This is a genomic window from Achromobacter aegrifaciens, assembly GCF_902859735.1.
Lineage (GTDB): Bacteria > Pseudomonadota > Gammaproteobacteria > Burkholderiales > Burkholderiaceae_B > Achromobacter > Achromobacter aegrifaciens.
Window position 1 is genome coordinate 403,945 of sequence record NZ_CADIJY010000003.1, and the last position, 24,871, is coordinate 428,815.

General features: G+C 67.9%; 22 protein-coding genes and 1 pseudogene. 20 read left to right on the top strand and 3 right to left on the bottom strand.

Features of this window, described 5'->3' with window-relative positions; genetic code table 11:
* The first annotated feature begins 20 nt into the window (after positions 1-20).
* The 10 genes from hpsN to HV766_RS11960 all read left to right on the top strand — a co-directional run bounded on the left by hpsN (position 21) and on the right by HV766_RS11960 (position 10,982).
* On the top strand, positions 21-1,334 hold the full coding sequence (hpsN, locus tag HV766_RS11915; protein WP_054450388.1) for a sulfopropanediol 3-dehydrogenase: 1,314 nt from the start codon (positions 21-23) through the stop codon (positions 1,332-1,334).
* Positions 1,335-1,353: 19 nt separating this feature from the next.
* Positions 1,354-2,115 carry an SDR family NAD(P)-dependent oxidoreductase gene (locus tag HV766_RS11920; protein WP_254593310.1) on the top strand — a complete coding sequence of 254 codons (762 nt, stop codon included), beginning with the start codon at positions 1,354-1,356 and terminating at the stop codon, positions 2,113-2,115.
* Between the two features lie 24 nt (positions 2,116-2,139).
* Positions 2,140-3,129 carry an alcohol dehydrogenase catalytic domain-containing protein gene (locus tag HV766_RS11925; RefSeq protein ID WP_054450392.1) on the top strand — a complete coding sequence of 330 codons (990 nt, stop codon included), beginning with the start codon at positions 2,140-2,142 and terminating at the stop codon, positions 3,127-3,129.
* 79 nt (positions 3,130-3,208) lie between these two features.
* On the top strand, positions 3,209-4,021 hold the full coding sequence (locus HV766_RS11930; protein ID WP_054450393.1) for an ABC transporter permease: 813 nt from the start codon (positions 3,209-3,211) through the stop codon (positions 4,019-4,021).
* Positions 4,009-4,827, top strand: coding sequence for an ABC transporter permease (locus tag HV766_RS11935; RefSeq protein ID WP_054450394.1), 819 nt, complete (start codon positions 4,009-4,011; stop codon positions 4,825-4,827). The genes HV766_RS11930 and HV766_RS11935 overlap by 13 nt, the downstream gene beginning before the upstream one ends.
* A gap of 68 nt (positions 4,828-4,895) precedes the next feature.
* Positions 4,896-5,978 carry an ABC transporter substrate-binding protein gene (locus HV766_RS11940; RefSeq protein ID WP_175181204.1) on the top strand — a complete coding sequence of 361 codons (1,083 nt, stop codon included), beginning with the start codon at positions 4,896-4,898 and terminating at the stop codon, positions 5,976-5,978.
* Between the two features lie 36 nt (positions 5,979-6,014).
* Positions 6,015-6,833 (top strand): ABC transporter ATP-binding protein, encoded by an 819-nt coding sequence (locus HV766_RS11945; RefSeq protein ID WP_054450398.1) that lies wholly within the window; start codon positions 6,015-6,017, stop codon positions 6,831-6,833.
* Between the two features lie 12 nt (positions 6,834-6,845).
* The gene (locus HV766_RS11950; protein WP_175181205.1) at positions 6,846-9,074 is read left to right on the top strand and encodes an alpha-ketoacid dehydrogenase subunit alpha/beta; all 2,229 of its coding nucleotides are present in this window, start codon (positions 6,846-6,848) and stop codon (positions 9,072-9,074) included.
* A 23-nt stretch (positions 9,075-9,097) separates the two neighbouring features.
* Complete coding sequence (locus HV766_RS11955; RefSeq protein WP_175181206.1) at positions 9,098-9,550, top strand: VOC family protein; 453 nt, start codon at positions 9,098-9,100, stop codon at positions 9,548-9,550.
* Between the two features lie 61 nt (positions 9,551-9,611).
* Positions 9,612-10,982 carry an alpha/beta fold hydrolase gene (locus HV766_RS11960; protein ID WP_175181207.1) on the top strand — a complete coding sequence of 457 codons (1,371 nt, stop codon included), beginning with the start codon at positions 9,612-9,614 and terminating at the stop codon, positions 10,980-10,982.
* Here the strand turns inward: HV766_RS11960 and gcvA are convergent.
* Positions 10,945-11,856 (bottom strand): transcriptional regulator GcvA, encoded by a 912-nt coding sequence (gene gcvA / locus HV766_RS11965; protein WP_054450403.1) that lies wholly within the window; start codon positions 11,854-11,856, stop codon positions 10,945-10,947. The genes HV766_RS11960 and gcvA overlap by 38 nt on opposite strands.
* Positions 11,857-12,012: 156 nt before the next feature.
* Here gcvA and HV766_RS11970 point away from each other — a divergent pair, with 156 nt between their 5' ends.
* From HV766_RS11970 to HV766_RS11980, 4 genes and pseudogenes are all read left to right on the top strand, one after another.
* Entirely contained in the window at positions 12,013-13,224 is a 1,212-nt protein-coding gene (locus HV766_RS11970) for a CaiB/BaiF CoA transferase family protein (protein WP_175181208.1), read from the top strand.
* Positions 13,221-14,363 (top strand): annotated as a pseudogene (locus HV766_RS30200) (acyl-CoA dehydrogenase family protein); the annotation flags it as partial. The gene HV766_RS11970 and the pseudogene HV766_RS30200, both read left to right, overlap by 4 nt.
* Positions 14,364-14,423: 60 nt before the next feature.
* On the top strand, positions 14,424-15,431 hold the full coding sequence (gene acuI, locus HV766_RS30205; protein ID WP_370528709.1) for an acrylyl-CoA reductase (NADPH): 1,008 nt from the start codon (positions 14,424-14,426) through the stop codon (positions 15,429-15,431).
* 44 nt (positions 15,432-15,475) lie between these two features.
* Positions 15,476-16,444: a tripartite tricarboxylate transporter substrate binding protein gene (locus tag HV766_RS11980; protein ID WP_054450406.1), complete on the top strand. Its 969-nt coding sequence runs from the start codon at positions 15,476-15,478 to the stop codon at positions 16,442-16,444.
* 51 nt (positions 16,445-16,495) lie between these two features.
* Here HV766_RS11980 and norR read toward each other — a convergent pair whose 3' ends face one another.
* The gene (norR, locus tag HV766_RS11985; RefSeq protein ID WP_054450408.1) at positions 16,496-18,019 is read right to left on the bottom strand and encodes a nitric oxide reductase transcriptional regulator NorR; all 1,524 of its coding nucleotides are present in this window, start codon (positions 18,017-18,019) and stop codon (positions 16,496-16,498) included.
* 152 nt (positions 18,020-18,171) lie between these two features.
* Between norR and ytfE the strand changes: the two genes are divergently transcribed.
* A complete protein-coding gene (gene ytfE, locus HV766_RS11990) occupies positions 18,172-18,852 on the top strand; it encodes an iron-sulfur cluster repair protein YtfE (protein ID WP_054450410.1) in 681 nt (226 codons plus the stop codon).
* Between the two features lie 25 nt (positions 18,853-18,877).
* Here the strand turns inward: ytfE and HV766_RS11995 are convergent, their stop codons facing one another.
* Positions 18,878-19,186 (bottom strand): DUF1272 domain-containing protein, encoded by a 309-nt coding sequence (locus HV766_RS11995; RefSeq protein WP_175181210.1) that lies wholly within the window; start codon positions 19,184-19,186, stop codon positions 18,878-18,880.
* Between the two features lie 171 nt (positions 19,187-19,357).
* On the opposite strand from HV766_RS11995, the gene HV766_RS12000 reads away from it, so the two are divergent.
* The 5 genes from HV766_RS12000 (at position 19,358) to HV766_RS12020 (ending at position 24,826) form a co-directional block, all read left to right on the top strand.
* Positions 19,358-20,275 (top strand): DUF808 domain-containing protein, encoded by a 918-nt coding sequence (locus HV766_RS12000; RefSeq protein ID WP_175159617.1) that lies wholly within the window; start codon positions 19,358-19,360, stop codon positions 20,273-20,275.
* Positions 20,276-20,480: 205 nt separating this feature from the next.
* Positions 20,481-21,350, top strand: coding sequence for an alpha/beta hydrolase family protein (locus HV766_RS12005; RefSeq protein WP_175181211.1), 870 nt, complete (start codon positions 20,481-20,483; stop codon positions 21,348-21,350).
* Positions 21,351-21,411: 61 nt separating this feature from the next.
* Positions 21,412-22,356: an ABC transporter permease gene (locus HV766_RS12010; RefSeq protein ID WP_054450419.1), complete on the top strand. Its 945-nt coding sequence runs from the start codon at positions 21,412-21,414 to the stop codon at positions 22,354-22,356.
* The gene (locus HV766_RS12015) at positions 22,353-23,171 is read left to right on the top strand and encodes an ABC transporter permease (protein ID WP_054450421.1); all 819 of its coding nucleotides are present in this window, start codon (positions 22,353-22,355) and stop codon (positions 23,169-23,171) included. Before HV766_RS12010 ends, HV766_RS12015 begins: the two co-directional genes overlap by 4 nt.
* Positions 23,171-24,826: an ABC transporter ATP-binding protein gene (locus tag HV766_RS12020; RefSeq protein ID WP_175181212.1), complete on the top strand. Its 1,656-nt coding sequence runs from the start codon at positions 23,171-23,173 to the stop codon at positions 24,824-24,826. Before HV766_RS12015 ends, HV766_RS12020 begins: the two co-directional genes overlap by 1 nt.
* Positions 24,827-24,871: the final 45 nt, after the last annotated feature.

A 24,871-nucleotide genomic window follows, 5' to 3' on the forward strand; every position in this document is an offset into this window, starting at 1 on the left:
TTCTTCCGCGAGGCCATACCATGGCAGTAAGCAAGCTCAAGTCCGCGTCCAGGCAGCCCCAGGCCAATGAGGCCGCCGCGCGCGAGGTCGCCGCCGAAATGCTGGCGAACATCAAGTCGGGCGGCGAGGCCGCGGTGCGCGACTACGCCCGGCGGTTGGATAAATGGGAGGGGGACATCCTGGTCGGCGCCACCGAGATGGAACGGCGCACCGCGTCCATTCCCGACGGCATCAAGCGCGACATCGAGTTCGCCGCCGGCCAGGTGCGCAAGTTCGCGCAGGCCCAGATGGCTTCGGTGCGCGAGTTCGAGCTGGAACTCGCGCCGGGCCTGGTCGCAGGCCAGCGCCTGATACCGGTCAACGTGGCGGGCTGCTATGTGCCCACCGGGCGCTACGCGCACATCGCTTCGGCCTACATGAGTATTGCCACCGCCAAGGCGGCCGGCGTGCCCATGGTCATCGCCTGCTCCACGCCGTACCGCGGCGAGGGCATACATCCGCAAGTGCTGTATGCCATGCAGGTGGCGGGCGTGGATGCCGTGATGACGCTGGGGGGCGTGCAGGCGATCGCCGCCATGGCCTATGGCCTGTTCACCGGCAAACCGGCCGATATCATCGTCGGGCCGGGCAACAAGTTCGTGGCGGAAGCCAAGCGCATGCTCTTCGGCAGCGTGGGCATCGACGTGTTCGCCGGGCCTTCGGAGGTCTGCATCATCGCCGACGCGTCGGCGGACCCGGCTATCGTCGCCTCGGATCTGGTCGGGCAGGCCGAGCATGGCCACGAGTCGCCGGCCTGGCTGATCGCCACCGACCGCAAGCTGGCCGAAGCGGTGCTCAAGCAAGTGCCCGAACTGATCGCGGCCCTGCCGCCCACCGCAAGGGACGCGGCCGGCGCCGCCTGGCGCGACTACGGCGAGGTGGTGCTGTGCGATACGCGCGAAGAGGCGGTCGAGGTCTCGGACCGCTACGCCAGCGAACACCTGGAGGTCCATTGCGAAGACCTGGACTGGTGGTTCCGGCATCTGACCTGCTATGGCTCGCTGTTTCTGGGCGAGGAAACCACGGTGGCGTTCGGCGACAAGGCCAGCGGCACCAACCACATCCTGCCCACCAAGGGCGCGGCGCGCTATTCGGGCGGCCTATCCGTGCACAAGTTCATCAAGACCGTCACCTGGCAGCGCATGACGCGCCAGGCCAGCCGTGACACCGCCCAGGTGACGGCGCGGATCTCGCGCCTGGAAGGCATGGAAGCGCATGCGCGCACGGCTGACGACCGCCTGGCCAAGTACTTCCCCAAAGAGTCCTTCGAACTGGGCGAACCCGTGCGGGAGTAAAGCCATCATGCAGAATGACATGTCCCGCCTGTTCGACCTCGACGGCCGCGTCGCGCTGGTAAGCGGCGGCAGTTCCGGCATAGGCCGGGCCATTGGCCTGGCGCTGGCGCGGGCCGGCGCCAGCGTGGTGCTGGTGGCGCGGCGCGAGCACGAGCTGGCTTGCGCCGCCAGCGAATTCGAAGCGCAAGGCCTGCGTGCGCGCGCGTTGCCCTGCGATCTGGCCGACCGCGATGCGTTGCGCGACTTTGCCGACCGCGCGGCGCAACCTTTCGGCGCGCCCGACATCCTGGTCAATGCCTCGGGCATCAATGTGCGCAAGTCCTTCGAGGACACGGCTGACGATGATTGGGACCGTTCGCTGGCGATCAACCTGACCGCACCGTTCCTGTTGACCCGCGCGCTGGCGCCGGCCATGCGCGAACGCGGCTGGGGCCGCATCATCAACATTACCTCGCTGCAGTGCGTGCGCGCCTTTCCTGACAGCGCGCCCTATGGCGCGTCCAAGGGCGGCCTGATGCAGCTGACCCGAGCCATCGCCGAGTACTGGTCGCGCCACGGAGTCACCTGCAACGCGATCGCGCCGGGCTTCTTCGAGACGCCGCTGACCGCGCCCGTGATGAGCGACCCGGCCCGCGTGCAGGCCCTGGCGGGCAGCACCATGATCGGCCGCAATGGCCGGCTGGAAGACCTGCACGGCGCGGCAGTGTTCCTGGCGAGCGAGGCGTCGGCCTACATAACCGGGCAGACCCTGTTCATAGACGGCGGCTTTTCGGCCCGCTGACCGGCATCTCCATGGAGCCTCGCCATGAAAGCCCTTGTCTACACCGCGCCCGGCCAGCTGACCTTCCGCGATGAACCCGATCCCGCACCAGCGGACGGCGATGCGCTGCTGCGCATCGAGGCTGTGGGCATCTGCGGCTCGGACATGCATGCCTACCATGGGCATGATCCCCGCCGCAATCCGCCGCTGATCCTGGGCCACGAGTTCGTCGGCACGCTGGTGGGCGGCAGCCGCGCCGGCCAGCGGGTCACCGGCAATCCGCTGATCCACTGCGGCCAGTGCGATTTCTGCGTGCAGGGCCGCAACAATCTCTGCCGCAACCGCGGCATGGTGGGCATGACGCGTCCCGGCGCCTTCGCCGAGTTCATGGCCATACCCGAACGCTGCCTGATATCCGTGCCGCAGGACATGCCGGCCGCCGCGGCCGCGCTGACCGAACCCGCGGCCACGGCCTTGCACGGCGTGGCACTGGCGCAGCGGGCGTTGTTCCGGCCGTTGGCCGAAGCCCGCGCGCTGGTCGTGGGCGGCGGCGCCATAGGCCTCCTGACGGCGTTGCTGCTGCGCAGCCAGGGCTGCCGCGTCAGCTTGGCGGAGACCAATCCCTTGCGGCGCGCTTCGGCGCAGCAGCACGCGGGCTGCACGGCCTTCGATCCGCGCGAGGCGGCACCCGAACCGGGCGCATATGAACTGGTGGTGGACGCGGTAGGCGGCAAGCTCACGCGCGCCGCGGCGCTGGCCGCGGTGCAGCCGGGCGGCGTCATGCTGCACATCGGCCTGCAGGACTGGGCCAGCGAGATCGACATGCGGCGGCTGACGCTGGAGGAGATCACCCTCATCGGCGCCTATACCTACACCAGCGCGGATCTGCGCGCCACGGTGGACGCGCTGCATCGCGGCGTCTTCGGCGACCTGTCCTGGATCGAGGAGCGCGAACTGGGCGCGGGCGCGCGGGCTTTCTCTGACCTCGATGGCGGACGCGCGGCGTCGGCAAAGATCGTGCTGAGGACGCATTGACATGGCCCGCCATCCTCTTTCCCCGCCCGTCGTCGGGGGCGTACCGGCCGCCCTGGCCCTGCTCGATCGGAGTGCCGCCATGACCGTCGCCAGGCCTCCCGCCCCTCCACCCGCGCCGGTGCGTCGACGCCTGTCCCTGCGCTGGCTGGTCAGCGGCGCGTCGGTCGCGGCGCTGCTCCTGGCCTGGTACCTGGCCACCGGCCCTTTGGAATTGTTGAGTCCGGTGCAGCTGCCGTCGCCCAGCGATGCCTGGGACGCACTACTGGAGATCGCAGGGGACGGCTATGCCGACGGCACGCTGTGGCAGCACATCGTGGCCAGCACCGGACTGGTGCTGTACGGGTTTGCAGCGGCGGCGCTGACGGGCGTGCCGCTGGGGATCCTGATGGGGCAGAACCGGCTGGTCGAGGCCTACGTCAATCCGGTGTTCCAGATCGTCCGTCCCATTGCGCCCATCGCCTGGATTCCGCTGACCATCCTGTGGTTCGGGCTGGGCACCAGCGCCAAGGTCTTCGTCATCTGGCTGGCAGCTTTCGCGCCGACCGTGATCAATACCTACACCGGCGTGCGCAACATCGACGACACGCTGCTCCAGGCGGCGCGGGTCAATGGCGCGGCGGGCCGCCTGATGCTGCTGGACGTCATCGTTCCAGGCGCGTTGCCCGCCATCTTCACGGGCCTGAGGACCTCGTTGCAGGCTTGCTGGATGGTGCTGGTGGCGGCCGAGCTGGTCGGCTCCTTCGTCGGCCTGGGCCACGTGCTGATCATCGCCACCCGCGACCTGAACTCGGGAATGATCGTGGTGGCCATGGCCGCCGTGGCCGGCATGGGCATGCTGATGTCGGCCCTGCTGGCGCAGGTCGAACGCAAGGTGATGCCATGGAAAGCCTGAACCGCGCCGGCCCGTCGCGCGCGCACGCCCTCGTGTCGCGCCGCGTGCTCGAACGCTGGCTGATGCCGGCGCTGGGCATCGCCACCTTGTTCGGCGGCTGGGCATTGCTGTCCGGGCTGGGCCTGGTATCGCCGGCCTTCCTGCCTGGACCGCTGACGGTGCTGCGCAGCATGGCCGAGCACACGCGCGAACCCTATGCGGGCTCGGTGCTGCAGATGCATCTGCTGGCCAGCCTGGAGAAATTCCTGATCAGCTTCTCCATCGCGGTCCTGCTTGGTGTCCCGCTGGGCTTGTTCATGGGGCGTTTCAAGGCGCTGGATTGGGCGGTGACGCCGGTGTTCGAAGCCTTCCGCTTCATTCCCCCAATCGCCTGGGTGCCGTTCGCGATCTTCTGGTTCGGCACGGGCTTCCTGTCGCCCACCCTGGTGATATTCGCCGGCGCCTTCGCGCCCTGTGTACTGAACGCCTATCGCGGCGCCAGGCAGATCGACCGCGCCTTGATCGAGGCCGGCCAGATGCTGGGGGCTGGGCGCTGGGCGACGTTGACGGAAATCCTGCTGCCGGCCGCATTGGCGCACATCGTCGCTGGCATCCGCGTCGGCGCGGGGTTCGGCTGGCAGTCCTTGATCGGCGCGGAACTGATCGTGGGTTCGACCGGGCTGGGCTACATGATCGTGCAGGGCGGCAGCAATCTGGAACCCGCCATCGTGATCAGCGGAATGATCACCATCGGCCTGATAGGCGCGGGTATCGACTACGGCATGCGCGCCTTGCAGCGCAGGGTGCAGCGCGACTGGTCGCGCTGACCCGGGAAAAAAGGAGGGAGTACAGGCAGGCAGTGCAGGCAGCGTCATTTCATACTGGAGAGAGACAGATGAAACACTACAAAGGCCTCAAGGCCTTGGCAGCGCTCGTGATCGGGTGCTGGCTGGGGGGACCCGGACAGGCGACGGCCCAGGCCGCGCCGGCGGGCGAGGAACTGTTCACCATCCGCATCGGGCAGCAGCCACAGCGGTGGGCGCTGGAGTGGTACATCGCCAGCGAGAAGGGATGGTGGAAGGAGGTGGGCCTGAAGCCTGAGATCTCGACCTTTGCTTCCGGCGCGGTCGAAATCGCGGCGGGCGCGTCCGGTTCATGGGACGTGGGCGGGGCGGGCAATATTCCGTCGCTGCTGGGCGCGTCGAAGTACGGCCTGCAGACCATAGGCATCGCCGACGGCGAGGCCGCCATCATCACGCTGATGGCCACCAAGGACCGGGCGGATGAGTACCTCAAGAACCCGGCGCTGCTCAAGGGCAAGACCATTCCGGTCACCAGCAACTCCACGGGTCAGTGGGGCGCGGCGCAATGCCTGTCACAGAAGTTCGGCCTCAAGCCCGACGACTACCGCTTCGTGAACCTGTCGCCGCCCGACATCAATGCCGCGGTAATGAGCGGCAAGTACGACATTTCCTCGGTGTGGGCGCCCAACACCTACATCCTGGAAGAGGCCATAGGCGCAAAGGTGATCTGTACTGGCGCCGAGCTGAAGATGCCTATCCACAGCTACCTGTTCACGACGCCGGCCTTCGCCAAGAAGCATCCCGACAAGGTCGCCCGCTTCCTGGCGGTTTACCTGCGCGCGGTGGCCTGGCAGCGCGCGCATCCCGAGGAGGCCAAGGCGTATCTGAAAGCCTTTTTCGGCAGCGTGGGCGTGAAGTTCCCCGACAAGTACCTGGCGCAGGAATTGCGCGACCGTCCGGCTTTCGACCTGGCGGAGCAGACCAAGCTGTTCGCGCCGGGCCCCGGCGGGTCCTCGGAGATCGTGGAGTGGTGGAACAGCGTGGGGGAATTCATGGTGTCCGTGGGCGTGGTCAAGAAGATCCCTGATCCCAAGACCATGGTCACGGGCAAGTATCTGCAGATGATCCAGGACGATCCCAAGCTCAGGGCCTTCGTCTCCGACGTCGCCAGGTAAGCCGGCGGCCGCGGCTCTCAACAAAGGAACGCAAGCATGAGTCAGATTACTTTCGAGCGGGTGCAGCGCACTTTCAGCCGGGGCGGGGAAAGCTTCCTGGCCCTGGACGACGTGAGTTTCGAGGTGGGCGAGAGGGAGTTCGTTTCCATCGTCGGACCGTCTGGCTGCGGCAAGACCACGCTGATGCGCATGGCAGCCGGCCTGGAGTTTCCCTCGGCCGGCAGCGTGCGGGTGGGTGGCAAGGAAGTCGAGGAACCGGGACCGGACCGCGCCGTCGTGTTCCAGCAGTTTGCGCTGTTTCCCTGGAAGACCGTGACCGAGAACATCGGCTTCGGCTTGAAGTGCAAGGGCGCCTCGCGCGAGGCGCGGGCGCGGACCGTGGCGCGCTACATCGAACTGATGGGCCTGGCGGGCTACGAGCAGGCCTATCCGCACCAGCTGTCCGGCGGGATGCAGCAGCGCGTGGCCATCGCCCGCAGCTACGCGCTGGATCCCGACGTGCTGCTGATGGACGAGCCCTTCGGCGCGCTGGACGCCCAGACCCGCGTGGTCATGCAGGAAGAACTGGTCAAGTTGTCCCGCCTCAATCCGCGCACCGTGCTGTTCATCACCCACAGCGTGGAAGAAGCGGTGTATCTGTCCGACCGCGTGGTGGTGCTGACCGGCCGCCCGGGACAGATCAAGGAAATCATCAACGTGGCCGACGTGCGCAAGCGCGAGGACTGGGACAGCATGGAGCGGATCGAGGACGTGATGGACATGGAGGCATTCGTGCACCTGCGCACGCACATCTGGAAGCTGCTGCGGGCGCAGGAAACCGAACCGCTGGATGCCGCCCTGGCCGCGGCTCACTGAAGGGAAGCGTAGATGAAGCACATCAATGAAGGCGCGGCGCCTGCCGCGAAACCCTCGCGGCTTGCCGCCCTGCACACCGACACGCCGTGGTGGCGGCTTACCGCCACCGCCGCGGATGCGGGGGCCATCGCGCCGCGCGAGATGGTCCGCATGCTGGAGCAGTTGATACTGATCCGGCGCTTCGAAGAGAAGCTGCTGAAGCTCAGCGTGGCCGGCATCCTGCATGGTCCGGCGCATTCCAGCATCGGCCAGGACGGCGGCGCCGTGGGCGCCATGTCGGCGCTGGAGTCGGCCGACAAGATCAACGGCACCCACCGCATGCACCACCAGTTTCTTGCCAAGGCGCTGAACCACGCCACACCGGCGGACTATTCGCCGTTGGACTCGGAAACGCTGGATTCGCACCGTGAGGTGGTCTACCGGACCTATGCCGAGATCCTGGGCCTGACGCCTGGCTATTGCGGCGGCCGTGGCGGTTCCATGCATCTGCGCTATCCCGAGGCCGGCATCTATGGGTCCAACGCCATCGTGGGCGGCAATCCGTCGCATGCGGTGGGTTACGCCTTTGCCGACAAGCTGCGCGGCCGCGACCATGTGTCGGTGGCCTTCTTCGGCGACGGCGCCATGCAGAGCGGGGCGGCCTACGAGGCCATGAACCTTGCGGCGCTCTACAACACGCCCACTATTTTCTTCGTGGAAAACAACCTGTACGCCGTGTCCACCCACGTGTCGGAACAGACCCGCGAAACCCGCTTGTCGGCGCGCGGCCTGTCCCTGGGCGTGCCGGCGATAGAATTCGACGGCATGGACGTGGTCGCTGCGCGCCTGGCCATGCAGGAAGCCCGGGCCATCATCCGCCGCGACGGCGGGCCGGTGCTGCTGGAGGCGCAGACCTACCGCTACCTGCACCAGTCGGGCGCGCTGAAGGGCAGCGCCTTCCGCTACCGCGACAAGGACGAGGAAGAAGCCTGGGGCGCGCGCGATCCCATTTCGACGTTTCCCGAGCAGCTGAAGTCGCTGGGCCTGATCGACGATGCCGGCATCGCCCGCCTGGAGCGCCGCGCGGAAGAACTGATAGACGGCGCGCTAGGGCGGCTGCTGGAGCACTACGGCGACGAGGCGGCGCAACGCATCCGGCCCGAACTGTGGCCGGACCCGGCCAGCGTGGACAGCGGCATCCGCGGCAACCTGGGCGAACTCGCCGGTCAGCGCGCCATCGAGCTGGAGGAGCAGACGCCAGCGAGTCTGGCGGACGCCAAGTTCCAGGACGTGATTTCGCGCGCCATGCTGCTGAACATGCAGCGCGACGACGGCATCTTCATCCTGGGGGAGGATGTGCATCGCCTGAAAGGCGGCACGGCTGGCGCTACCAAGGACATCGGCGACCATTTTCCGGAACGCCTCATCGGCACGCCCATCTGCGAGAACGGCTTCACCGGCCTGGCGCTGGGCGCGGCGTTGAACGGCATGCGGCCGGTGGTGGAGATCATGTACCCCGACTTCGCGCTGGTGGCGGCGGATCAGCTGTTCAACCAGATCGCCAAGGTGCGCCACATGTTCGGCGGCAAATTCGCGGTGCCGGTGCTGGTGCGCAGCCGGGTCACGGCGGGCACCGGCTACGGTTCGCAGCATTCCATGGACGCCAGCGGCCTGTTTGCCCAGTATCCAGGGTGGCGCATCCTGGCGCCGTCGCGTCCCTACGATTACATCGGCCTGCTCAATGCCGCGCTGCGCTGCGACGATCCGGTCCTGATGGTGGAATACAACGACCTGTTCAAGACGGTGGGCAAGGTGCCGGCCGAGGACTGGGACTACATCGTGCCCATCGGCCGGGCCCGGGTGGCGCGTGAGGGCACGCGCTGCACCATCCTGACCTATGGCGTCATGGTCGAGGTCTGCTGCCAGGCGGCGGAGCGCACGGGCATCGATGCCCAGGTGATAGACCTGCGCACGCTGGATCCGCTGGGCATCGATTGGGACACCATCGCGGCCGGCGTCAAGCGTACGCAGGCGCTGATGATCGTGGAGCAGACTACCCGCGGCACCTCGATCGGCTCGCGGGTCGCGAGCGAGGCGCAGTCGAGGCTGTTCGACTGGCTGGACCACGAGATCGTGCACGTCACGGGCGCCAATTCCTCGCCCGTGGTCTCCAAGGTGCTGGAGCGCGCCGCGCTGGCGGACGCGCAGGCCGTGGAGACGGCCCTGAAATCCATGGACAGCCGCCGCGGCGGCGCCCGCTGAACCGGACGCCATCGGAGAGAAAAATGCTCAAAGACAAACTGCTTGCCACGCATCACACGGCTGTCTGCGTCAATGATTTCGAACGCGCGCGCAATTTCTACACCGGCTTTCTTGGCTTCGAGCTGGAGGGCGAGATGGACCACCGCAGCGAGCCTGCGCTGGGCGAAGTGGTCGGCCTGCCGGGCGCGACCATACGCTGGGCCATGCTGCGCCACGGCGAACACCGGGTGGAACTGTTCAAGTACTACACGCCGGACGGCGACAGGCAGCCGCGCCGCCAATGCGATTTCGGCTACAGCCACATGGCGTTCGAGGTGGAGGACGTGGATGCCGTATACGAGCAGGCCACGCGCGCCGGCTATGAAAGCGTGTCTTCGCCGCGCGTCATGCGGCAAGGGCGCACCAAGGTGTTCTATCTGATGGAGCCTGAAGGCGCCATCACGGAGTTCATCCAGTTCATGAATCCGGCGGCCTGACGCCGCGCTGCGTCACGCTCCGCCGGCCGGGGCGCGCGCATCGATCTTCTGAGGAACAAGCATGACGAGAACGCTGGATATGGTCGTCCCGCCGACGGGCGAGGCCCTGGACGCCGCCCGCCTGGTCGCCTGGATCGTGGCGCCTGGCCAGGCCTTCAAGACGGGGGACGTGCTGGTCGAAATCGAGACCGACAAGTCCATCATCGAGGTGCCCGCGCACGACGACGGGATCATGGTGGAGCATCTGGTCGCGGTGGACGGCATCGTCAACGCGGATACGGTGATCGCACGCGTGCAGATGGAAGGCGAGGCTGCGCCGGCGGCGAGTGCTGCCGGCGTGCCGGCTCAACCCACAGCGGCAACGCCTGCGGCGGCCGCTGCCGCCCCGGCCGCCGCGCGGGCGCCGGCGGCGTCGCCGTCGTTGGTGCGTCCACTCGCGCAGCCTTCAGGAGCGCGCAAGTTCGCCACCCCTGCCGCCCGCCGCGTCGCGGCCGAGCGCGGTATCGCGTTGGACGCGGTTGCGGGGACCGGGCCCAACGGTCGCGTGACGGTGGCGGATGTCGGCCTGGCAAGCGGCAACGGACGGGAGGGCATGCTGGCCCGCGGCGCGCCAGGAGCAAAGCGCGAGGACTGGGCGGCTACCCGCCATGGCGAGATACGGTTCACGGTGTGGGAGGGCAGCCGTCCGGACAGCCAGACGGCGGTGCTGATCCACGGCATGTTCGGCGATCGCGACGCCTGGGCCAGCCTGGCGCATGCGCTCAGCCGCGCCGGACTGCGCGTGCTGGCGATGGATCTTCCTTGCCATGGCGCCACGCGTTCGCAGGCCACGCGCTTCGAGCATATCGTCGATGCGGTGGCCGACACGGTCGCATCCCAGTGCATCGGCTCCGTGAACCTGATCGGCCATTCTTTTGGCGCAGCGGTGGCGGCCCGGGCGGCGTCCCGCCCCGGCATGGCCGTGGACAGCCTGGTGCTGATCGCGCCGGTCGGCCTGGGCACTGAAATCGACCAGAGCTTTCTGACGGGCATGACGCATGCCGGCACCAACGAAGCGGCACAGCGCGAGCTGCAGAAACTCACCGTCTCCGGCATGACGCCGTCGGGAAACTTCATCGACGCCCTGCGCCAGAGCACGCAGGCGCGGCGCGAGCCCCTGATCGAGCTATGCCGGGAAGTAGGCTGGAACGGCGTGCAGCAACTGAGCATCGCGGCCGACCTGGCCAGCCTGCAATGCCGCTGCACGCTGATCCACGGCCGGCGCGACGCCGTCATCCCATGGCGCCACGCGCTGAACGCACCGGCCAGGACCGCGTTGCACCTGCTGCCGGATGCCGGCCACATGCCGCAATGGGAGGCGGGGAAGCTGGTGGCGGATATCGTGTTGGAGGCTTTCAACCGCCAGGCACCAGCGTCTCCATATGCTTGTTGAAGCGTTCGCCTTCCACCATCAGCCAGTCGCAGAAGGTCTTCAGCAAGCGGTCGTGGCGGCGCTCTTCGCGGATGATGAGGAAATAGCCCGGCGACTGCACCGTCAGCGGGCCGAAGGGCGCCAGCAGCCGGCCGTCCTCGATGTCGCTGGCCACCAGCGATGAATAGCCTATGGTCATGCCCAGCCCGTCGAGTGCGGCCTGGAGGGCGAAGTACAGGTGTTCGAGCTCCAGCGATTCGGCCGGCACGACCCGGCTGTGCTGCACGCTGGCCAGCCAGTCGTTCCAGGCGCTACGCCGCGCGCGGCAGTGCAGGAAGGTGTGGCGCGACAGGTCGGTGATGCGTTCCAGCGGCAGCCGCTGCAGGAGGCCGGGCGCGCATACGGGAAAGAAGCTCTCGTTCAGCACTCGGCGCTTGTAGAGGCCGGGGGTGGGCTCGGCCTCGCGCCGGATCACCACGTCCAGATTCGCGGGCAGGCGGCTGAAGGGCTCCAGTCCGGTGGATATCTCCACCTCCACCTCGGGATACTGCTCACGGAACCGGGCCAGCCGGGGAAACAGCCAGCGCATGGTGAAGGTGGGCAGGGCATTGACCCGCAGCACCTCGCGCGAACGCAGGCTGCGCGAGGCCGAGGCGATGGCGTCCAGCGCCGGGCTGATGGTGTCCAGATAGAGCCGGCCCTGATCCGTCAGTTCGATCTTCTTGCCCAGGCGGCGGAACAGCTTCACACCCAACCAGTCTTCCAGCGCCTTGATCTGATGGCTGATGGCGCCATGCGTGACGGATAGCTCGTCCGCGGCCTGGGTGAAGCTCAACTGGCGGCCCGCCGATTCGAAGGCGCGGATGGACGTCAGCGGCGGCAGTCTGGGTTTCATTGTGAAATTACCTCACAACAGTCGCTAGAAATGATGCCTGGCCCCGGCGTCCGCCCCGTGCTGGAATACGCCGCAAGGTTGCATACCGGGAAATCGGGGCGGCGGATGCCGTCCCGGAACACGCTGTGAATTTAACTCACCGGAAAGGGAGCAGGCATGCTGCAGGGCAAGGTCATACTGGATCTGACGTGGGTGCTGGGCGGGCCGTTTGCCGGCCAATTGCTGGCGCAACTGGGTGCCGAGGTCATCAAGGTCGAACCGGTGGGCGGCGATTACGCGCGCTCGGTGCCTCCCGTTTCCGACGTGCAGGATTCGCCGTTCTTCCTGTCGGTGAACCGGGGCAAGCGCAGCGTGGCGCTGGATCTGAAGCATCCTTTGGGCCGCCAGGCGTTCCAGGATCTGGTGCGCGAGGCGGATGCGGTGATCTATGGCTTCGCCTCGGACGTGCCGGCACGGCTGGGACTGGATCACGACACCCTGGCCGCAATCAATCCGCGCATCGTGGTCGGCCAGCTGATCGGGCTGGACGACCGAGGTCCCTATGCAGGCGCGCCAGCGTTCGACCTGATGCTGCAGGCCATGTCGGGTTTGATGAGCATCACGGGGGAGGCCGGCGGCAAGCCGGTGCGCGTCGGTTATCAGGTGGCGGATCTGGCGGGCGGGCTGTACCTGGCGCTGGGTGTCGCCGCTGCGCTGGTGCAGGCGCAGGCCAGCGGTGTGGGAGAGCAGGTGCAGGTGTCGCTGTTCGATGCGCAGATGGCCATGCTGACCTGGCAGGCCCAGGGCTATCTGCAGGGCGGTCCCGTGCCGCGCGCCAGCGGGGCGCGTCACGGCATGATCGCGCCCAGCGACATTTACCGCACGTCGGACGGGCGCTGGATCGCCTTGGCGCCCACCGGCGATGCGTTCTGGCAGGCCTTGTGCGCCGCGATCGGGCTGCCGGAACTGGCCACGGACGCCCGCTACGCCACGCCCGCGGCGCGCGTGGCCAACGTGGATGCGCTGACCGAGGCCTTGTCAGGCGCCATCGGCGCGCGCAGCGCGCAGGAATGGCTGGATATCTTCGAGGCGCGGCGCGTGCCCGCCGCGCTGGTGTTGGGCGTGGACGAGGCGCTGGCGCATCCGTTGGCGGCGTCGCGCGGCATGGTGGAAGAGGTGGCCAGGCCGCAAGGCGGCGAGCCCGTGCGCATGCTCGGCAATCCCTTCAAGTTCGCAGGCCAGCCGCAGCTGGACTATCCGCCGGCCCTGGGGCAGGACACCGAGGCGTTGCTGCGCGCCATGGCGGGTTATGACGACGCCAGCCTGGCCGCCTTGCAGGCGGCGGGCGTGATCCGGACTGTCGCCGCGACAGCGGGAGCAATGCAATGAACGCCGCCGCGGACGAGCGCGACGCAGGCTTGCGCGAGGACGAGCGCGCGCTGCTGCGCGGCCTGGCGTCGTTTGCGCAGGAGGCGGTGGCGCCGCTGGCCGCGGCCGGCTGCGGCGCGCAGGATTGGGCTGGCGTCCAGATCCGCGACGCCTGCCGGCGCGGATATGGCGGCATCGAGATCCCGGCGCGGGACGGCGGGCTGGGACTGTCCTACCGCATGCGGGCCCGGGCGGCGGAGACGCTGGCGGCGACGGATTTTGCCTTCGCCTTCGCGTTCATCAATCAGCACAACGTGGCCTTGCGCATTGCCGAACATGGCAGCGCCGCGGCGCGCGAGCGTTACCTGCCGGGGCTGCTGGCGGGCGACCTGATCGGGGGCACTGCCATGTCGGAGCCGCGCGCGGGCAGCGATTTCGCCGCCATCGCCACGCGGGCGCGGCGGCAGGATGGCGGCGGGTGGATCCTGGACGGCGAAAAGGCCTGGGTGGCCAATGCCGCGGGCGGCGAGCTGGCGCTGGTGTTCGCGCAGACCGATCCGGCGCGCGGGCCGGCCGGCATCGCCTGCTTCATCGTCGACCTGCGTGCGCCGCAATGCCTGCGTCTGACGGGCGCGGCGCTGGAAGGCCTGGGGGCGGCCGGCATCGCCGGCATCCGCCTGGAAGGCTATCGGGCCGAGGACAGCGACATGCTGTATGCGCCGGGCCAGGGTTTCCAAATGGCGCTGGCCGGCGTGAACAAGGCGCGCACGCACATCGCGGCGATGGCGGCGGGCCTGCTGGACAGCGCGCTGAGGCTGGCGGTGCGCCACGCGTCCGCGCGCCAGGCTTTCGGCCGCCCCATCATCGAACAGCAGGGTTTGCGCTGGTCGCTGGCGGACGTGTCGATGCGGCTGCAGATCCTGCGCATGTTGACGGACCGCGCCGCGGGCCTGATCGATGCCGGTTCGGACGAGGCGGTCCCGGCCGCGGCCATGGCCAAGAAATACGCCGGCGAGGAATGCCTGGACGGCGTTTCCGCCTGCATCCAGGCGCTGGGCGCAACGGGCTTGCTGCCGGCGCAGGGCATGGGACGGCGGCTGTTGGCGGCCAAGGCATTGTGTTTTGCCGACGGCACCACCGAAATGATGAACGAGCGTATCGCGGCCGGCCTGGCCTTGCGATTCGCAGGGACGGCGCCTGCCACGGTGGCTGGCGCAACGATGCACAGGGAGGAAGGAATGTCGTATCAGGCCTTGAAGCTGACGCGAGGCGAGGACGGCGGCACGCAGGCGCGCCTGACACAGATCGCGCAAGACGAGCTGCCTGAGGGCGAAGTGCTGGTGGAGGTGGCGTACTCGTCGCTGAACTACAAGGACGCCCTGGCGATCACCGGCAAGTCGCCGGTGGTGCGCAGTTTTCCCATGGTGCCTGGCATCGATTTCGCCGGTACCGTGCGCCGCAGCGCCGATCCGCGCTTCAAGCCGGGCGACGCGGTGCTGCTCAATGGCTGGGGCCTGGGCGAGACGCGCTGGGGCGGATTGGCGCAAGCCGCGCGCGTGCCAGCCGACTGGCTGCTGCCCTTGCCGGCGGGCCTGGATGCCCGCCAGGCCATGGCCATCGGCACGGCGGGCTACACGGCCATGTTGTGCGTGATGGCGCTGGAACGCCACAACGCCACGCCCGAAGGCGGGCCGGTGCTGGTGACAGGCGCCAACGGCGGCGTCGGCACCGTCGCCATCGCGCTGCTGGCGGGCAAGGGATACACGGTCACGGCGAGCACCGGACGTCCGCAGGAAGCGGACTACCTGCGGAGCCTGGGCGCCAGCGGCATCCTGGACCGCGCCGCGTTGTCGGCGCCGGGCAAGCCGCTGCAGAAAGAGGCTTGGGCGGCGGCGGTCGATTGCGTCGGCAGTCACACGCTGGCCAACGTGCTGGCCGGCATGCGGTACGGCGCGCCCGTGGCGGCCTGCGGACTTGCCCAGGGCATGGATCTGCCGGCCACGGTGGCGCCTTTCATCCTGCGCGGGGTGACGCTGATCGGCGTGGACAGCGTGTATGCGCCCATGGCGCTGCGCGCGGAGGCTTGGCGCAGGCTGGCCGATGAATTGCCGCGCGGCATGCTGGAGGCCAATACGCAGGAGCTGGGCCTGTCGGAAATCGCGGCCGCCGCCGCGCCGTTGCTGGAGGGCAGGATACGCGGCCGCATCGTCGTCGACGTGAATCGATAAGGGCCGCAGCATAGCGACCCGCATACCACCAAAGGAGACTGGGCATGATGAAGCAACGATGGCGTTCCGTCATCGCTGCGGCGGCGCTTTGCGCCACCGCTGGCGCGGCATGGGGACAGGGGTATCCGGACAGGCCGGTGCGGCTGATCGTGCCGTTTCCGCCTGGCGGTTCGGTGGATTACGTGGCGCGCAACATCGCGCCCGTGTTGTCGCAGAAGCTGGGCCAGACCGTGGTGGTGGACAACAAGGGCGGCGCGTCTGGCACCATCGGCACCGCCGAGCTGGCGCGCGCGCCGGCCGACGGCTACACGCTGATGCTGGCTTTCGACTCGCACGCGGTTAACGGTTCGCTGTACAAGAATCTGTCGTACGACACGATCAAGTCCTTCGACTACATCAGCCTGATCGGCACCATGCCCGCAGTGCTGCTAACTGCCAAGAAGACCGGCATCACCACCCTGCAGCAGTTCCTGGACTATGCGCGCGCGCATCCGGGGCAGGTGAACTACGGTTCTTCAGGCGTGGGCGGCTCCAATCACCTGAACCTGGCCGCCCTGGCGGCGCGCACGGGCATCAAGGTGACGCACGTGCCTTATCGAGGGGGCGGCCCGATGTTCAACGCGGTGCTGGGCGGCGAGGTGGATGTGGTCATCGCCAGCCTGCCGACCATCGTTGGCTTCGTGCAGGGCGGGCGCCTGAACGCGCTGGCCATCGGCACGGCGCAGCCCGCGCCCGCGCTGCCGGACGTGCCGCCCATCGCCACGCTGGTGCCCGGCTTCGAAGCCTATTCCTGGGTTGGCATGCTGGCGCCGGCGGGCCTGCCGCCCGAGGTGCGCAAGCGTGTGCAGCAGGCGCTGCGCGACACGCTGGCGACCCCGCAGGTCAAAGACAGCATGGAGCAGGGCGGCTTCAACATCGTGTCCAGCTCGCCGGAGGAATTTCAACAGCGCGTGCAGGCCGAATCGCAGCGTTGGGGCAAGCTGATACAGGACACCGGCATAAAGATCGAATAGCGGCCTGGCATGGGCAGGGCTGCGGGGGCTGCCGGCGCCCCACGCCGCGCCTCAGCCCTTCAGCCCGATGCGTCGCGCCAGCTTGTGCAGATTGCTGGAGTCCACGCCCAGCGCGCGCGCCGCATGGGCCCAGTTGCCCTGGTGCGTTTCCAGCGCCCGGCGGATGGCCTGGCGCTGGCAGGCGTCCACCGCCTCGCGCAGCGTCTGGCCTGGACCGGCGGGCGCGTCGGCATCCTCCTGCGGCGCGGCCAGCGGCATGTCGCCGTCGGACAGGTCCAGCAGCTTGGCGCCCAGCGTCACGATTTCATTGCGCGTGGCGCCGTGGCTGACGGCCTTGATCGCGGCGCGGCTGATGACGTGCTCAAGTTCGCGCACATTGCCGGGCCAGCGGTAGCGGCGCAGCATGTCCTCGGCCTCGGGCGACAGCCGCAGGCTGCGCAGGCCCAGCCGCGCGCGGTTCAGTTCCAGGTAGCGGCCCGCCAGCAGCAGCACGTCATTGCCGCGGTCGCGCAGCGGCGGAATGGGGATGGGATAGACCGACAGCCGGTGATAGAGGTCGGCGCGGAAATCACCGGCGCGCACCAGGTCGCGCAGGCTGCGGTTGGTGGCAGCCAGGATGCGCACGTCGACGCGGCGCGGCCGGTCGTCGCCCAGGCGCTGGATTTCGCCGTTCTGCAAGGTGCGCAGCAGCTTGGCTTGCACCAGCAGCGGCAGTTCGCCCACTTCGTCCAGGAACAGCGTGCCGCCGTTGGCGGCCTCGAAGCGGCCGGGGCGGTCGGCCACGGCGCCCGAGAAGGCGCCCTTGGCGTGGCCGAACAGTTCGCTCTCGGCCAGCGATTCGGGCAGGGCCGCGCAATTCACGTGCACCAGCGGCTTGTCGCGACGGCGGGAGAGCCGGTGCACGCGATGCGCGAACAGTTCCTTGCCGACGCCAGTCTCGCCTAGAAGCAGGATGGGCAGCTCCGAGTCCGCCACCACCTGGATCTCATGCAGCAGTCGGCCGATGGCTTCGCTTTGTCCCAGGATCTCGTTGTTGTCGGCGACGGCGCTGTCGGCCGGTTCGGCGCCGCGCGCCACGCGCAGCGCGCGGATTTCCGCTTCCAGGCGCGTGGTGCGCAAGGCGGCTTCCAGCAGCACGATGTAGTCGCGCAAGTCCGACTGGGCCTCGGCGTCGAAAGTGCCGACTTCCAGCGCGTCCAGCGTCAGCACACCCCAGGGGCGGCCCTCGATGTGCAGGCTGGTGCCCATGCAGTCGTGCACCGGCAGCGGTTCCCCGGCCATGCCGTTGATCAGGCCGTCATAGGGATCGGGCAGGGTGCTGTCGTGGTGGAAACAGGTGACGCCGCGCCGCGCCAGGATGGCCGCCAGCCGCGGGTGCTGCTGCACGGCGAAGCGGCGGCCCAGGGCATCTTGCGTCAGGCCGTCCACCGCGATGGGGCGCAGATGGTCTTCCTCCAGTTGCAGCAGCGCCACCGCGCCGCAACGGAAATGCGTGCGCAGGCTGGACACCAGCCGCTGCAGGCGGACGGCGGGGGGCAGGTCGGCGACCAGATCGGCAAGCAGGAGGTTTTGCATGGGGTGAATTTTACCGTTCTGGGTGGTTTAAACCTCACGTTTGCAGGGTGATATTCACCCTTTAATTTGCAGTTCATTGATAAATAGCAAGTTTTTCCTGGCACGGATTTCGCATTGCTTTCTGTACCCGTCACGAACTATGGAGAGACGCGATGAGCATGGTTGAGCAATCCCTGGGGCAGTTGGCCCGCAGCATCCCTGGCGCCACGCAGGTGTTTCATGAGTACCAGCTGGACTTCTGCTGTGGCGGCAAGAAGAGCCTGGCCGAGGCGGCGGCCCAGCGCTCGCTGGACGCGGCGCAGATCGAGGCGCGCCTGATGGAGCTGGCGCGCAGCCCGTCCCACGAGACGGATTGGGGGCTGGCCTCGCCGGCCGAACTGGTCGATCACATCCTGGCGCGCTACCACGAGGTGCATCGCCAGCAACTGCCCGAGCTGATCCGGCTGGCGCTGAAGGTGGAGCAGGTGCACGCCGACAGCCCGGACTGCCCGACCGGCCTGGCCGATCACCTGCGCGTGATGCAGCAGGAACTGGAAAGCCATATGCAGAAGGAGGAACAGGTGCTGTTCCCGATGCTGGCGCGCGGCCATGGCGCCATGGCCGGCATGCCCATCATGGTCATGCGCGCCGAGCACGACGACCACGGCGTGGCGCTGGAACGGCTGCTGGCGCTGACCCACGACATCACGTTGCCGCGCGCCGCCTGCAACACCTGGCGGGCGCTGTACCTGGGGCTGCGCACCTTCAAGGAAGACCTGATGGCGCACATCCACCTGGAAAACAACATCCTGTTCGAGAACGCGGCCAGTCCGGCGGCGCACGCGCGCAGCTAGTGTCCGCGTCCGGGCGCCGCAACAGCTAGCGGCGTTCCGGCGGAATGCCGTCCAGGCTGCGCCGCAGGGCCTCGTGCGCGGCCAGATCGACCGGGCGGTGCTCGCGCTCGGCGCTGGCTGGGTACTTGCCCAGGAAATTCCCGCCTTTGCGGTCGCTGGCCGGGCGCACGGGCCGGGACGCGAAGCCGCCACCGCAATTGGGGCAGACATTGCCCAGCAATCCTTCGGCGCAGGCAGCGCAGAAGGTGCATTCAAAGCTGCATATCCGGGCGGCGGTGGAGTCTGGCGGCAGCGCCGCATCGCAGTGTTCGCAGCTGGGTCGCAAGGCAAGCATGTGGCCTCCTGGGGCGAGTGTCGGGTTCTGGCGCCAGGGTAGGCCGGGATGGCCGGCGGCGCCATTGGCATTACGGACAGAAAAGAAGTGAAAACGGCCAGGCTGGTTACGCTTGGCGGGCGGCCGCCGCCTGTACACTCGAAAATCCTTTCGAGGCACAGGGGGTTCTTGATGGCTGGAAGCAGCTTCTTTGCACTGTTCGACGATATCGCGACCATCCTGGACGACGTGTCCGTGATGACCAAGGTCGCGGCCAAGAAGACGGCCGGGGTGCTGGGCGACGACCTGGCATTGAACGCCCAGCAGGTCACGGGCGTGCCGGTCAACCGGGAACTGCCGGTCGTCTGGGCGGTGGCCAAGGGCTCCTTCATCAACAAGCTGATCCTGGTGCCGGCGGCGCTGCTGATCAGCGCCTTCGCGCCCTGGGCCGTGACGCCCCTGCTGATGGTGGGCGGGGCCTTTCTCTGCTACGAAGGCGTGGAGAAGCTGGCGCACAAGTTCCTGCCGCACGGCGATTCGGACGAAGGCAATCACGCCGCGCGGGCCGAAGCCCTGCAGGACGACTCGGTCGATATGGTGGCGTTCGAGCGCGACAAGATCAAAGGCGCAATACGCACGGACTTCATCCTGTCGGCGGAAATCATCGTCATCAGCCTGGGGGCGGTGGCGGATGCGGACTTCACCCGTCAGGTGCTGGTGCTGTCGGTCATCGCCATCGCGATGACGGTCGGGGTCTACGGCCTGGTGGCCGGCATCGTCAAGCTCGACGACCTGGGCCTCTACCTCAGCCAGAAGTCGTCCCAGGCCATGGCCTGGCTGGGCCGGCGCATCGTGGGCGCGGCGCCCTATCTGATGAAGACGCTGTCGGTGGTTGGCACCGCCGCCATGTTCATGGTGGGCGGCGCCATCCTGACTCACGGCATCCCGCCGGTGCAGGCCGCGGTCGATCAGGCCGCCGCCGCGGTCGGCGGGGGCGGGGTGGTGCAGGCGCTTACGGCCACCTTGCTCAACGCCTTGTTCGGCATCGTGGCCGGAGCCGTGGTGCTGGGGGCGGTCAGCCTCGCCAAGCGGTTGTTCAAGAAAGGTTGAAGCGGGCAGGCGTCGTCCCGCCCGGCGGGACGCGCCCCGAGCCATCCAGGGGAGCGCCGCGGCGCTCCCTTTTTACGTTCCTAGGGAATCCCCTGCCTTGTTGGGCCGGAATACGTGCGCCTAAAATTGGCGCCAATTTATGTGATCATTATTTTGACCACCGGCACAGACCATCGGCCTCCGCGGCCATGGAAACGAGGAAATCATGCAGTCCAACGCAGCACTTGCCATCCAGCCCGACGCCGCCCGCGCGCGGGCCATGTACGACCTGGGCCACAGCACCGTCTTCGCCGCCCGCTCCGATCCGCGCTTTTCCTATTGCACCTATGTCCCGCCGCACATCGACAGCGCCAGGCATCCGATGCAGCTGGTGGTGATCATGCACGGCACCGGCCGCGCCTTCGTGGAATACCGCGACGCGTTCGCCGAGTTCGCCCGCTGGAACGACTGCATCGTGCTGTGCCCGCTGTTCCCCGTGAGCCCGCTGGGCGACGGCAATCGCGACGGCTTCAAGCAATTGCGCGAAGGCAACATCCGCTACGACGAGATCCTGCTGGACATGGTGGCGGAAGTGGGCGAGAAGTTCGGCTGCGACTTCAAGAAGTTCTGCCTGTTCGGCTACTCCGGCGGCGGCCAGTTCGTGAATCGATTCGCCTACCTGCACCCGGAAAGCCTGTGGGCCGTGTCGATCGGCGCGCCGGGCTCGGTCACGCTGCTGGATCCCAGCCAGGATTGGTGGGTGGGCGTGCGCGATGCCGAGACCCGTTTCGGCAAGCGCATCGACATCGAAGCGCTCAAGCAGGTGGCGGTCCACATGATCGTGGGCAAGGCCGACCTGGAAACCTGGGAAATCACTCACCGCGAAGGCGGAAAGTTCTTCATGCCCGGCGCCAACTCCGCCGGCAATACCCGCCCGGAGCGCCTGGAGTCGCTGCGCCGTTCGTTCGAGGCGCAAGGCGTGAACGCGGTGCTGGACGTGGTGGAAAACGTGCCGCATGACGGCTTGAAGTGCGTGGGCCAGGTGCAGGACTTCCTGGCCTCCGCCCTGCGCAAGCTGCGACATGAAGACAACTGAGACTGGCGGACGCGGCGCTTGCGGGCATCCGCGAGTCCGTGACCAGGAATAGGAGAGGGGCATGCTGCGTTTCGCGCTATCCCGGATCGTCATGGCCATACCGACGCTGCTGATCGTGGCGGTGGCGGTATTCGTGATGATCCGGCTCATCCCGGGCGACCCCGCCCAACTGCTGCTGGGCGACCTGGCGACGCCAGCCGCGCTGGCTGACCTGCGGGAGCGGCTGGGGCTGGACCAGACCTGGCTTACCCAGTTCGGCATCTGGTTCGGCAACATGCTGCACGGGGACCTGGGGTCGTCCATCAATACCGGCCAGCCGGTGCTGCCGCTGGTGTGGGACCGCTTCCTGATCAGCGGCCGCGTGGTGGTGGTGGCGGTGCTGTTCGCCGCGCTGGTGGCGGTGCCGGCCGGCATGATCGCCGCCTGGAAGCAGAACAAGGCGCCTGACCTGTTCCTGGTCGGCACGGCGACGTTGCTGGTGTCGATTCCGACCTTCTGGCTGGGTTTGCTGCTGCTGATCTTCTTCGGCCTCAAGCTGCAGTGGCTGCCAGTGGTGGGCTACGTGTCCATCGGCGAGGACTGGAAGGCCGGCCTGCTGTACCTGGCCATGCCCATCCTGACGCTGTTCCTGCATGAGATCGGCGTGCTGATGCGCATGGCGCGGGCCAGCACGCTGGAAGTGCTGCGGCTGGACTACATCACCCACGCGCGCGCCAAGGGGCTGTCGGAATCCGCGGTGCTGATGCGCCACGCGTTCCGCAATGCCTTCGGACCCACCTGGACGCTGATCGGCCTGGTGCTGGGCAACCTGCTGGGCGGCATCGCGGTGGTGGAAACGGTATTCACCATCCCCGGCCTGGGGCGTCTGCTGGTGGACTCCATCTTCGCCCGCGACTACCCCGTGATCCAGGGCTGTCTGCTGTTCGTGGGCGTGGTCTACGTGATCGTGAACCTGTTCATCGACCTTTGCTATCCCCTCTTTGACCCGAGAGTGACCGCCGAATGAAAAAGCGAATTGCAGCCAACGCGCTACTGGGCGGCGTCATCGTGGCGCTGATGCTGGTGGCGGCCGTCATGGGCGCCTTCTGGACGCCGCATGACCCGCTCAAGATCAACTTCGTGGCGCGCCTGAAGCCGCCTGGCGGCGAGTTCCTGCTGGGCACGGACGAATTCGGCCGCGACGAGCTGTCGCGCCTGCTGGCGGGGGCTTCCAGCAGCGTCTGGATCAGCCTGTTGACGGTAAGCTTCGCCATCGTCGCGGGCACGATCATCGGCACCCTGACCGGCTTTGTGCGAGGCTGGACCGACCGCATCATCATGGCCTTCAACAATGCCTTGCTGGCCTTTCCCGGCCTGCTGCTGGCGCTGGGCCTGCTGGCCGTGGTGGGCGCCAACAAATACGGCATCATCCTGGCGCTGGGCCTGGCCTACACGCCCTCGGTGACGCGCATCGTGCGCGGCACGGTGCTGTCGCTGCGCGAGAAGGAGTTCATCGAATCCTCGCGCGTGCTGGGCAACTCCGAGCTTTACACCATGTTCCGCCATGTGCTGCCCAATTGCGTGGCGCCGCTGACGGTGCTGGCGACCTCCATGTTCGGCTGGGTGATCCTGGCGGAAAGCGCGCTGTCCTTCCTGGGCCTGGGCGTACCGCCTCCCGCGCCCACCTGGGGCAACATGCTGGCCGCTGCCCGACCGTTCATGGCGCAGGCTTCCTATCTATCCATACTTCCCGGCCTGGCCATCGCGCTCGCGCTGCTGGGAATCAATCTGCTGGGCGACGCGGTGCGTGACCGCCTCGATCCCCGCATGAGGGGCGTGTAATGAGCGCATTGGTATCGGTATCGAATCTGTCGCTGACCGTCGGCCCCGGCGGGCGCGAGATCGTCAGCGGAGTGTCCTTCGAGGTGGCGCCCGGCGAGATGGTCGGCATCGTCGGCGAATCCGGCAGCGGCAAGACGCAGGCCGCGCGCGCCATCATGGGCCTGACGCCGTCGCCGTTGGTGGTGGCTGGCGGCTCCATCAAGTTCGAAGGCGTGGACGTGACGCAGGCGTCGCCGGCTGCGCTGCGCAAGCTGCGCGGCGCGCGCATCGGCATGGTGTTCCAGGAGCCGATGACCTCGCTGAATCCGTCCATGCCAATTGGCCGCCAGCTGGATGAGGGCCTGCGCCTGCATCGCAAGGACCTGTCCGCCGCCGCGCGCCGCGAACGCATCCTGGAAATGCTGCGACGGGTCGGCATCCGCGATCCCAAGGGAGCGATGGAAGCCTGGCCGCACGAGTTCTCCGGCGGCATGCGCCAGCGCATGATGCTGGCATCGGTGATGCTGCTGGAGCCAGCGCTGCTGATCGCCGACGAGCCCACCACCGCGCTGGACGCGGTGGTGCAGCGCGACGTGCTGGAACTGATGGTGGACCTGACCCGCGAACACCATACGGCGGTGCTGATGATCAGCCACGACCTGCCAATGGTCGCGCGCTACACCGAGCGCATGGTGGTGATGCAGCATGGCAAGGTGCTGGAGACCGGCGCCACCGCCAGCATCCTGGAGAGGCCGCAGCATCCCTACACGCGCAAGCTGCTGGACGCCATGCCGCGCCGGCTGCCGGCGCGCCAACTGGGCAAGGAGCCGCCCATTGTCGAGGTCAAGAATCTGGTGGTCGATTACGCCGGCCACCAGCGGCTGTTCTCGCGCACTGGCGCCAAGCGCGCGCTCAACGGCATCGACCTGCATGTCAAGCCGCGCGAAGTGGTGGCGGTGGTGGGCGGCTCGGGTTCAGGCAAGACCACGCTGGGCCGGGCCATTGCCGGACTGCTGGCGCCCACTTCGGGCCAGATCCTGTTCCGTGGCCAACCGGTGAACCGCCGGTCGGCGTCCTGGCGCGACTACCGGCTGAACTGCCAGATGGTGTTCCAGGATCCGTATTCCTCGCTGGACCCGCGCATGACCATCGGCCAACTGGTGGGCGAGGGCCTGCGCATGCTGGACGACATGCCCGCGGCGGAAAAGCGACGCCGGGTGGACGAAGTGCTGGCCGAAGTGGGCCTGGGCTCCGAGTACGCCAAGCGCTATCCGCACGAGATGTCGGGCGGGCAGCGTCAGCGCGTGGCGATCGCCCGCGCCATCGTGCGCCGTCCGGCCTTCGTCATCGCCGATGAGCCGGTGTCCGCGCTGGACGTGACCGTGCGCGCGCAGGTGCTGGACCTGTTTGCCGACCTGCAGGAACGCCACGGCTTTTCCTGCCTGTTCATCAGCCACGACCTGGGCGTGGTGGAGCAGGTGGCCGACCGCGTGGTGGTGATGCGTGACGGCGGCATCGTCGAGCAGGGCTCGCGCGACGCCGTGTTCGACCAGCCGCAAGAGGAATACACCCGCAGCCTGCTGTCGGCGATTCCGGCGCTGGAATCCACCGATACCGGCGGCGTGCGCCTGCGCTGGCGGCTGGACCAACAGGAGCCGTTGCGGGCCAGCGCCTGAGGGCCGGGTATCCCAGGGGGCGACGGCGCCGTCCCCCAGGGATAC